At 60.1% G+C, this 10,100-nt stretch carries 7 protein-coding genes; all 7 read right to left on the bottom strand.

What is annotated here, in order from left to right:
* Genes EH164_RS03290 through EH164_RS03260 form a run of 7 tightly spaced genes read right to left on the bottom strand, consistent with a single transcriptional unit; the run spans position 1 to position 9,947 of the window.
* Positions 1–513 (bottom strand): hypothetical protein, encoded by a 513-nt coding sequence (locus tag EH164_RS03290; RefSeq protein WP_124967278.1) that lies wholly within the window; start codon positions 511–513, stop codon positions 1–3.
* A complete protein-coding gene (locus EH164_RS03285; RefSeq protein WP_124967277.1) occupies positions 506–1,123 on the bottom strand; it encodes a phosphatidylcholine/phosphatidylserine synthase in 618 nt (205 codons plus the stop codon). Before EH164_RS03285 ends, EH164_RS03290 begins: the two co-directional genes overlap by 8 nt.
* Entirely contained in the window at positions 1,120–2,649 is a 1,530-nt protein-coding gene (locus tag EH164_RS03280; RefSeq protein WP_164483595.1) for an AMP-binding protein, read from the bottom strand. The genes EH164_RS03285 and EH164_RS03280 overlap by 4 nt, the downstream gene beginning before the upstream one ends.
* The gene (locus tag EH164_RS03275; protein WP_124967275.1) at positions 2,636–3,691 is read right to left on the bottom strand and encodes a hypothetical protein; all 1,056 of its coding nucleotides are present in this window, start codon (positions 3,689–3,691) and stop codon (positions 2,636–2,638) included. Before EH164_RS03275 ends, EH164_RS03280 begins: the two co-directional genes overlap by 14 nt.
* Positions 3,672–6,371, bottom strand: a complete 2,700-nt coding sequence (locus EH164_RS03270) for a phosphoenolpyruvate synthase (protein WP_124967274.1) — start codon at positions 6,369–6,371, stop codon at positions 3,672–3,674. The genes EH164_RS03275 and EH164_RS03270 overlap by 20 nt, the downstream gene beginning before the upstream one ends.
* 11 nt (positions 6,372–6,382) lie before the next feature.
* On the bottom strand, positions 6,383–9,013 hold the full coding sequence (locus tag EH164_RS03265; protein WP_124967273.1) for a phosphotransferase: 2,631 nt from the start codon (positions 9,011–9,013) through the stop codon (positions 6,383–6,385).
* 16 nt (positions 9,014–9,029) lie between these two features.
* A complete protein-coding gene (locus EH164_RS03260; RefSeq protein WP_241175000.1) occupies positions 9,030–9,947 on the bottom strand; it encodes a UbiA family prenyltransferase in 918 nt (305 codons plus the stop codon).
* Between the last annotated feature and the right edge of the window lie 153 nt (positions 9,948–10,100).

Genomic DNA, 10,100 nt, shown 5'->3' with positions numbered 1-10,100 from the left:
TCAGAAGCGGCTCTTTTTAAGGCCGAGTGAAAAGAGCGTTAACTTGATGGCCGGCACGCTGAGAATAAAGAGCGCCAGCAGAAGCAGAACCTGGCGCGCATCCAGCGCCAGCAGCCAGCCACATGTCAGCGCCACACCGATGCCGGAGTCCGCCTGGTCGAGAAAGAGAAACAGCCACCGGCCGCGCGCGGGCAGCGTGCCCGGCGCAACCCCAAGCGCCCTTTTCAGCGCCGAATTTGGCAACTCACCCAGCATATACCCCAGCCCCGTCGCCGCGCCCAGCAGCCACGGGTTCGCCATCTCATTTGCCAGACAGAGCGATGCCACCAGCATGCTGATAAGCGGCACCACCACCATGCCGCGCCAGGTCTTGTTGCCACCAAACAGACGCGCATTGAGCGGCACCGCAAGCCCGGGCAGCGCGTTGCAGGTCACCACCGCCATATGCACGCAGCCGGCAATAAACACCGGCAGCAGCAGTTGCCAGAGCGCCCACAGGGAGGAGCTATCCATGCGCGCCTCCGAGATGCAGCGCGCCGAACAGCGCCGCGCCGCTAAGGCAGAGCGTAACCAGCGTCATCAGTGAGGAGAACTTCAGGAAGGGGCGGTCGAGGAGCATCGCCAGGCTAAACAGCGTTAAAGCCACGCTCAGCAGCCAGGCGCAGAGCCGGGGCGGCAAAACGAGCGCCAGCAGCGCCCAGCCGCTAAGGATAAACAGGCTCCAGAAGACCGGCATGCCCAGATAAGCAAGTGCGGCATTGTGGGTGATATTGCCGCTTTCGTTAAATCGGGAGAGGCGAAGCGCGCCGCACACCACCATCAGGGCAAGAAAAAAGGCGCTGCCGCCGCGATAGCCGCTGAGATAAAAAATCAGCGCGGGTGCCACCAGGTAGAGCAGCAGATCGCAAAAGCCGTCAAGATAGCGACCAAAGGGGCGTTCACAGCCGAGCCAGCGCGCCAGTTTGCCATCCAGCGCATCGGCCAGCATCGCGAGATAAAGCAGGCTGATGCTGAGCCAGACAGCGCCGGATAACGCGGCACAGATCCCGCCGAGGGCGGTAACCATGCCCGTCAGCGTCAGGTAATCCGGCAGCGACAGACGGCAGATAAAGGGGTAGTTCATCCTTGCACCTCCGGAAAAAACGCTTTCAGTTTTCGCTGTGCGACCAGGCAACGCAGCCGCGCGCGGTCGATCCGGCTGTGGTGGCGCGCATCGACGGGCAGCTTCGCACAGAGCCAGAAGCGGACCGTCTCGTCGGGAAAGAGGGTTGCCAGCAATGGTGCTGCGGTGCGGCACTGCGCCGCCTGTTGCAGCACCACGCAAATCTCCCCCTGCGGCCCCTGCACCACCGCACTGGCAGCGATCCCCTGCAGGCCATTAAGCTGCTTTTCCACGGGATAGGGCAAGAGCGTTAAGCCCGACGGCGTGCGCAGCTGGTCGGCGATCCTGCCCGTTAACCAGAGACGCTGCTGCGCGTCGAGAAAACCGCTGTCTCCGGTGCGGTGCCAGATGCGCCCCTCCGAATCGCGGATTTTCGTGCGCTGATCGGCCTGCGGGTTATTGAGATAGCCGGTCAGCACCTGCGGCCCGCAGACCAGAATCTCCCCCTCCTCCCCCGCAGGCTGAGGAACCCGCTCGCGCGCGATCATAATCGCGGTTTGCGGCCCCACTCGCCCGACAAGATAGCCAGGGTGCCGATCCCAGGCTTCGAGAAGCTCGTCGACGTCAACATTGCTGATGGGATCGGCCTCTGACGCGCCATAGTTGACCGCGCAGGCGGCTTTTGGGAAATAGCTGCGGGCAGCAAGCAACAGCGACCGGGTAACAGGCGCGCCGCCAATAATCACCTCCCTTACCGCCGGAAAGCTGCACTGCTGGAGTTCGGCATAGGCGACAAGCTCTCTTAGCCAGGCGGGCGAGACGCTCAGGCGCGTTATCTGTTGAGCGTTAATCGCCCCGGCAATCATCTGCACCGGCAGGCGGCCCTGCGCATCAAAACCGGGCAGCAGATAGCAGCAGCCCGCATGAAAATGGCTGAACAGCGTCAGGATCGGAAAGGAGGTCACATCCCGCTGCTGGCGGTGCGCAAAGAAGTGGCTCATCGCCTGACACTGCGCCAGCAGCGAGTGGTGGGAGCGCACCACGCCTTTTGGTGTGCCCGTCGAACCGCTGGTGAAGGTCAGCAGCGCGGTCGCCTCATCATCAAGATTTTCTACGCGAAAAGCGGTGTTAACGCCCTCCGCCTGCGCTAAAGGGGCGGTAAAGAGCCGCGGCGTATCGATCGTGAAGCGGCGAATCATCCACAGCTCCGGCAGCAGATACCAGCCCTTCCCGGCGTTCTGCGCCACGATCATCGCGTTCAGACGCGCCTGTTTCAGGCAGCTGCGCAACTGCTGGCGCAGCATATCTCTCTGTACCAGCACCGGAATCAGCCCGATCCCCAGCATCGCGTAGAGCAGCAGGTAAAACTCCATCCCCGGGCTCATCATCAGCAGTACGCGCTGGCCCGCATGCAAGCCGCTGCGCTCCAGCCTGCGTTGATACACCGCCGCGCGGGAAACAAGCTGGGCATAGGTGAGAGTTTCATGCCCGGCGCTGAGCGCGGGCAGCGAAGGAGGCTGTTGCAGCAAATTGTCACAGAAGTTCATGGCGCACATCCCTGTAGTAGAGTCCATAGTGGTGAAAAACCTTATTCGGGCTGCAACAGGCGCGCAGCGCGGTGGCGGTTGTCGGCCCTTTCCAGTTGAGCAGCGCCGCGCCGAGGCGCGTCCACTGGGTATCGAAACTGAAGAGAAAGCGGCGCAACAGCGTGGCGTAGAGCAGAGAGCGGCGGTAGCGCGGCACAATCATGATGGTTTTGAAGATCCCGGTCCGCTGGCGCTTATCCGCCAGCGTAAACAGCAGCCCGGCAACATCGCCCTGCGGGCTGAAGGCGAGACAGGAGCCGGGTGCCTGACAATAGGGTTGCAGCGTATTGGCGTTAAAGTGCCAGTCGAAGAGCGCCTCGCTCCCTGCCGTCCAGCCGATATTGTTCGCAAAGTGTCGGGTGATGAGCGCATAAAGCTCATGCCGGTGCGTCTGCCAGAGTGTAGGGGTCAGCGGCTGAAGGGAAAAATCAGCGGTGCGCCAGCGCCCGATATCCTCTGCGGGAAGGGATAGCTGGCGCACCACGTCAGCCTCATCAAACATTGAGAAGTAGCTCGCCAGCGGCTGAAACCCCATCTGTCCAAGCAGGTGTTGATACCAGGGCGGGTTATAGGGCTCACCGGCAAACGGCGCGCTGGTCGGGGTGTCGAGCCGCAGGCGAAATTTGCCTAAGGTGCTGAAATTAATCGGGCCGATAAGCCGCGATGCGCCCTGCGCTTTCGCCCAGCGCATCAGGGCGCGAAACAGGCGATGGTTGGGAATGCGGTTATTGATGGTTTCCCAGAAACCAAAGTTCACCACCGTTTCCCCGGCGGCGTTGAGGGTGGCGAAGCCCGCTAAGCGCGCGCAGTCGCGGATGTAGCCGGTCCAGACGCGTCCCTGCTGCATAAAGGGGTTGGCGGCGCTGAACTGACGCGTCATCACGGCCTCATCTTCGCCGGGCCAGAAAGGATCATGGGCATAGATGTGGGGTGCAATCGCCAGAAAGCCCTTATCCAGCGTATCGCCTGCCTGCCACTCCTGTTCAATCAACGGTCGGTTCATTTTCCACTCCCGCTCTCTCTGTGCCGCGCATAATCTGCCCGCTCGCGCCATCCATGCGGATCACCTCGCCCTGCTGAAGCTGGCGGGTCACGCCGGGGACGCCAACAATAGCCGGAATGCCCATCTCGCGGGCGACAATGGCGGAGTGCGACAGCGTCGATCCGCGCTCAACAATCAATCCGCTCAGGCCGGGAAAGAGCGGTGCCCAGCCTGGATCGGTGCGCACGGTACAGAGGATGGTGCCGGCCAGGTTGGCTGCTTTCTCCGGCGAGAGTACCAGGCTCACCGGCGCTTCTACCGTACCGGGGTAACAGCCGGTGCCTTGCAGGTGTGCCATATCCGCCGTCGGCTGCTGCGCAGCGTGCAGCGTCTGCTGCTGGTACAGCGTCTGGGTAAGAGAGAGGCGGTTCGCCGGCTCCTCTTCCTCCTGGTAGCCCGCATATTCGGCGCGCCGCTGCGCGATAAGCGTGGTTAAGCCCGTCTGCACTGCCGTTCCCTCCAGTCCCTGGTAGATCTCCTCCCGGGTCAGCCAGAAGATATCCCTGTCGCTCTCCAGCACGCCTTCCAGCGCCAGTTGGTGCCCCAGCTGGAGATAGATGTCGCGGTAGAGGGCGAACATTTTCGTGCGGGTGAAGCGCATCGTTTCGCGGTGGTGGATCGCACGTTTCAGCCTGCCGAGATCGCGTTTAAAACGTGTCAGCGCGCGCTTGCCGCGCGTTTGCTGCAACCGGGAGAAGACCCTCTCTTCCGCTTCGGCCCGCAGCGTATCCGTCGGCTTCTCTTTCACGGTTTCGGCGTTCAGGTAGTTACGCAGCACGTTAAACAGAAAACGGGGATCCTGGCGTAGCGTGATGGTCTCCAGCTTCAGCTCGCCAATGGTGCGATCGCCGTAGCGTTCGATGTAGTCGAGACACTGCTGGTAGAAATGCCCATCCAGCGCTTGCAGACGGATAAGCAGATGGGCGCTGGTATCGCTCAGAATCAGCGCCGCCAGCTGTGGGCGTTGGCGGGCATACTGGCTCAGCGCCTGCAGATGCCGGGTCGGCTCCGTGCTGATAAGTTGCCCCTCGTCCGCCAGCAGATCGCCGCTCATTTGCTGATGCTCATCGGGCCAGAGTTCGCGCAGCACCGCCTGCACTTTGCCGTTGTAACGGGCAACGTAAAAGTCATTCACAATCGGCGCGGTCCAGCGCGTCAGCAGGTGTTGATCAAGGTATTTGAGCCGACCGATAAGCTCCGCCGGGGAGAGGGTGTGGAGATTATCGCGATCGACGAAGGCGTGCACGAGGGAGTAGTTTCGCAAAAATTCGCGGATACGGGGTTGCAGGGAGAAGAGCGCCCAGGCGAGCCGCGCGCCCATTTTTAGCATTGCTGGCAGCGCGGCGACCTTTTCACGCGTCGAAAGCTGCTTATCCTTGATGGTGTCAACCGGCTCCTCCAGCCCCATCATCGCTTCCATATCACTCTTATTCATCCTGAACGAGGGCAGCAGCAGCAGGGCGCGATACCAGTTCTGGATGTTGTAATAGACCCGCCCGCGCACCAGGCTGAGCATATTGTCAGTGATGTCCCGGCGCTGGTCGCGCTCGCTGGCAGGGCAGCCCACCAGTTGCAGGGTTTGCTCATACACCGTGGCGTAAGCGGCGCGGGCAAAGGAGAAGGTGAGCGGCGTCGTCACCCCGCAGTAAGACTCCTGAATATTGGCGTTGTCACAGATCAGCGTCTCGCTCGCGCAGCCGCTATCTTTCGGCAGATGGGTGATGGGGCGGGTTTGCAGCAGGTAGAGATGATTATCTTTAAGCGTCCACTCAATATCCTGCGGCGCGCGCAGCGCACGGGCGATGGCGGCGCCCATATCACGCAGGGCGAGGATCTGCGCCGCCGTCAGTGCGGGTGCCGCCGCCTGGTCGGCCTCAAGCTCCACCTCCCGGGTGCCGGTGCCGCGCTTGCGGTCAAAAACTACGGCGTTGGTTTTCTGGCTGAGGGACTGTGTGAAGCCATTGCCCTCTAGCGGAACGCTAAACTCGTCGGTGTTGCACTGCCCGGAGACAATGCCCTCCCCGCAACCCCAGGCGGCGGAGATAAGCATCGTCCGGCGCGAACCGCTGACCGGGTGCGCGGTAAACAGGACGCCTGACGCCTCGCCTTCGACCATCTCCTGAATAATGACCGAACAGTGGATTGCGCTTAACGCCAGCCCCTGGCGCAGGCGATAGGCCATGGCGCGCGCGCTCCATGTCGACATCATCACCCCTTTTACTGCATCAACCAGTTGCTGCAGGCCGCGCTGAAACAGAAAGCTGTCCATCTGCCCGGCGAATGAGGCCTGGCGGGCGTCCTCGTCGCTGCAGGAGGATCGCACCGCCCAAAGCTTCTCGTCGCTAAGGGCTTCGAGCGCCTGCATCAGCGGTTCCGGCAGCGTAAGGCGGGCGAGGCGCGCGCTGATTTTCCCGGCAAGGGTTTCAATCTGATCTGCGGGCATCAAGGGTGAGAGTTGCGCCATCAACTGCGCGGCTTTTGCATCGCAGCGCAGCATCTCATCCATTGCGCTGGCGGGGATCACCCACCAGTTCGGTACCGGATAGCCGTGGGAAGTGAGCCACAACAGGTTGGCTGCTTTGCCGCCCAGTTGCTGCTCATCGAGGGTAACCGCATCTGCGGCAGAGTAGAGATAGTTCACGGTAACTCCTTTTAGATCCGTTGTTGGCTAAGCCCGACCAGATGATCCCAGGTGCGCAAAATGGCGGGGAACCAGGGCCGGGGCTTGACGTGATGAAGCATCAGGTAAAACGACAATCGGCGCAGGCCGAAGTCGCGCAGGGCGAGGCAGAAACCGCGATACCACTCCCCGGCATCGATAGCGGTGCCCAGCCGCTTCGCCAGCTGGCTGCGGTGAAACTCCACGTGATGTAACAGCGTTTGCAGCGTGGCGCGCTCATCGAGCGTCCACGTTAATAGCTCAGCCAGATCGCGCTGCGGAACATGCAGCGTCGCCAGCTCCCAGTCCCAGCAGCAGAGCCGTGAATCCTCCCGGCGCAGCGCGATATTGCGTGGGCTAAAGTCGTTATGCACCAGCGTTCTCGGCAGCGTCGCCAGCTCGCGCCACTGCGCCGCGCTGTTCTCGGCGCAGTCCAGCCATTGGTGCAGCAGCGGCGTGGTGAAAAGCTGTGGCGCGGTGCGATGGCTGAAGGCAGCAATGGCCTGCCAGAGCGGCACCATGCTGTTGATGGTGTCGGCAGAGGGAGAGTTGATATGGCGAAAGGTGGCCTGCAAGGCATCATGGCGGCGATACCAGATCGCGTGGATATCGGCGATGCCCTGCAATGCGGCATCGATCTGCGGCGGCTGCCAGCGCACGCCCTTTGACAGGCTGTTAAGCAGCACTTCCTCCCCAAGCAACTCCTCAATGATGACGCTCTGTTTGCCATCTTCGTAAGTGCCGTAGAGCGTCGGCACATGGCGGGTAAAGGCGGGATCGCTTTGCGTGATGAGCGCCATCTCCCTTTCGCGCGCATGGCTGAACTCGCTGACAGGCAGCAGGCGCTCAAGCAGTTCGACAAGCTCGGGCGCGCAGCCTGCCGCCAGCGAGTGCAGCAGTTGGGTGATCGCATTGGTTGGCGGCTTGTGCTTCAGCAGCGCCGCCACCTGCGTACCATCTTCACGCTGAAGACGGTAGGCAAACAGGCCGACGGGCAGCGTCGCGCTATGGGAACTGAGCGCCGTTAAAATACTGTCCTTGTTTCCCTGCCATTGCATCGCACTGACGCGCTGGGGCGGTCGCTCGCCCCATGCGGCGGTATAACGGGCGTGCTGAAAGCAGTGGCGCAGCGGATCGTCTCCTGTCCTGCCCGGCGGTGCGTTACGCTGCTTTCGGCCGAGCAGCTCATGGGATTTGGCAAATTCGTCGCTCGCCAGCGCGCTGAGGGTTGAGATATCGAGCGCCAGACAAAATGAGGCGATGATCTCCGCCAGCCTTTCGCTGCCGTTGGTTCCCTGACAGCCCAGCATTTGCAGGCACTCGGCCTGATCGGGAAGCGCGGTCCCGCCGCCGACGGTGCCAATCACCAGCGCCGGAAGCGTCATGCTGCAATAGACGCCACCCTCTGGGGTCAGGCGCATTTGCAGCTGCGAGAGGGAAGATTCATGGCTGCAGGCGATGTCCTGACCGAGTGCGGTAAACATCGCCGCGATGACGTTGGCGGTATTGATATTCACCCCGGTCATGCCAGCGGCGACGGAGCCTTCACAAAAGCCCTGAAACGCCTCGACCAGCTTCGCAGGCTCAATGCGCAAACGGCTGCGGCAGGCGGCGGCAGTGAGCGTTGCCTCGGCGATAACCTGGGTTCCCCTGCCCTGCGCAAAGCTGCTCCACGAGCTTTTCTTATCGCTGGAGAGGTTGCTTTCAAGAATGTAGCGCTGGGGTGTTAACGCCAGCGGAAGCTGCGCGAGGATCCAGCGGCAGGCCTGCCAGGTGCAGGTGGTAGTCATATTCTGCCCGGCGGCATCGGCGGTGTGATAGGTGAAGGTCAGATGCACGGCATTGCCGATGACGCGTGGCGTCAGGCTGATGAGACGCGCGAAACGCGAATGCTGGCGCACAATGTCGCTGATGTCGGTGAAATAGTCCTCAGCCCAGGCGCAAAACGCGAGCGCGTCGCGCACCGAGAGAAATTCGAAGCGTGGCGAGCGCTTCATCCGCTGGCCGATGACGCGCGCCGTCGCCCCGCCGCTGTGGGTAATGGCGCTGGCACCGCGTGAAACGGAGGCGACAAGCGCCCCTTCGCTGGTCGCCAGCGGCGCGTAAAAGATCCCCTTCGCGCGCCAGCCGTTAATCAGCAGCGGCCCGGCAATGCCGACGGGAACTTCAACCGAGCCGATAAACCCCTCAAGATGACTTTGCAGCTTTTCCGCCTGCAGGCGGGTGGCAGAGATCTGGTTGAAGTCGTGACCCGTATGCTGACGCAGCCAGGCCAGCCTCTTTTGCCGCGCCTTTTCACTCCAGTCGTAGAGATGGCGGCGGGGTAAGGTGGCGGCGCTTTCCCCCCTTTCCTCGCGCGGGTGGCAGAGCTTGAGCTGCCAGTAGCACTGTTTATTCTCCTGCGCCGAGCGGCAGGTTAATGTCGCCAGCCACTGCCCGCTCTGCTGGCGCTCTTTATGCAGGAGTTTTAGCGCCGGGAGCTGAACCGCCCGATCGTAAAGAGATAACGCGCGCTGCGGATCGGTGATAAAGGCATTACAGCGCTCTTCGCTTTCAAATAAGAGTGTAAACTCGGCCGGGCGTATATCGACAATTGTGGCCGTAATTAACGATTCCATCATCATTATTCCCTTCCCTGGGCTACAAATATATTTCAACGATACACAGCAAATATCCTGTCAGCATTGCCATGCCAACCATGGCTTCATTTCTTTTTCTGTTCTGCTGATTGGCATTAATCAGAAAAATCAGCAACTGGCTTACCGTAAAGAAATTAATAAAAGCACTTACTGCATAAAACCAGACAGATACCGCGCCGGTTTTGCACAAAATAAGAAAATATTGCACGATGGCCATCGATATAAGCAGACCGATAATCATCAATACCGACAGGGGGCGACCATATAATTGCGACCAGGTGGTAACCTCTTCGCGATCCTCATCCGGTCCTTTACATTTACGCGTAATTTCAAAACTTAAACCGCATAAGAAGGCGAGCAGCATCAGCAAAATAACCGGCCGGTTAAACGTCGCCGCGGGTGAGGCCAGGGTAGCCAGCCAGCCGATAACAAACGGCATTACCAGCGTGTGGGAGAGCGCATAGATCGAGAAGTGGCGTTTAAGCCATTCGGCAACAAAAAACTCTTTCGTCATCAGCAATGTCCAGCAGAGCAGCAGCCCCCAGCTTAGCCATATCTGCGGCCTGCCCTCTGCGAACAGAGCGATGCCGCCAAGCTGGATCAGCAGGCAGAGCGCGCCGAGGACCTTCAGGTGCATCAGGCTGATAATTCCCTGCTGCAATACTCTCTGCGGATGGTGCAGGCAGTCATCGGCATAATCTTTATGTTCATCGAGCACGCGCAGCAGCAGAAAAAAGGAGAGTGAAAGCAGGCAACCGAGGGCAATTTTTGCCGGGCTAATACTCTTTTGCGCGGGCATTGCGACCGAAAAGGATAAAAACCAAAGAATAAAAAAGAGCGGCGTATTGGCTAAAGGAAAGCGTTCATTTACCCATAACATCATTCGTGAAAATAGCGAACCATTATTAATATTATTCATGGAGACTCCCTGGGAATAATTATCTGAAAGTGGAAAGATCGACACACCTAATTACGTTATTAACAAGAAAACTCTGTAAAAAATTAAATAGCAGCGTGTGTCGATTCAATATAAATCCACACCTTTGCAGTTTCATTTAAAAAAAGCGCCTGA

This window comes from Kosakonia sp. CCTCC M2018092 (genome assembly GCF_003864115.1).
GTDB lineage: Bacteria > Pseudomonadota > Gammaproteobacteria > Enterobacterales > Enterobacteriaceae > Kosakonia > Kosakonia cowanii.
Note: the sequence above shows the minus strand (reverse complement) of the source record. Positions and strands in the feature narration are given on the sequence as shown.